This is a genomic window from Streptomyces rugosispiralis (assembly GCF_024505145.1).
Classification (GTDB): Bacteria; Actinomycetota; Actinomycetes; order Streptomycetales; family Streptomycetaceae; genus Streptomyces; species Streptomyces rugosispiralis.
On record NZ_JANIAA010000246.1, the window covers coordinates 1 to 407 of the forward strand.

The 407-nt window shown below is 61.9% G+C and carries 1 protein-coding gene; it reads left to right on the forward strand.

What is annotated here, in order from left to right; genetic code table 11:
* Nucleotides 1-61: 61 nt before the first annotated feature.
* Nucleotides 62-407: hypothetical protein (locus tag NP777_RS47280; protein ID WP_449343572.1), on the forward strand; the 346-nt coding region annotated here is incomplete at its 3' end.

The following is a 407-nucleotide window of genomic DNA, read 5'->3' on the forward strand; positions in this document are numbered from 1 at the left end:
ACCCCACCCACCCATCTCAGCCGCCGCCGGCAGCCCCAGCTCCGTCGAAACCGCAGCCACCATGGGCATCGGCGCCATCATGGGCGGCCTCTACCTCGGCTTCGACCTCCTCGAAAACATGGTCAAGCTCTACGACAAAACACTCGCCGCCACCCACCACCCCCACCCGACCACACCACGCAAAATGGTCGCCATCGCCGGCGGCATGCACTGCGCCGAAACAACAGCACAAGCCCGCACCGAAGCCAAACCCCTCTTCGACATGGCCAAACTCTCCACCGACGCCTACGAACGACTCTCCAAACTCTCCCACGACTACGCCTACATGGGCGCCGTCAAAAACATCGACTTCAACAACGAGGAGTACATGTTCGAACACTCCCAAGGCTTCATGGTCGGCGACCCCC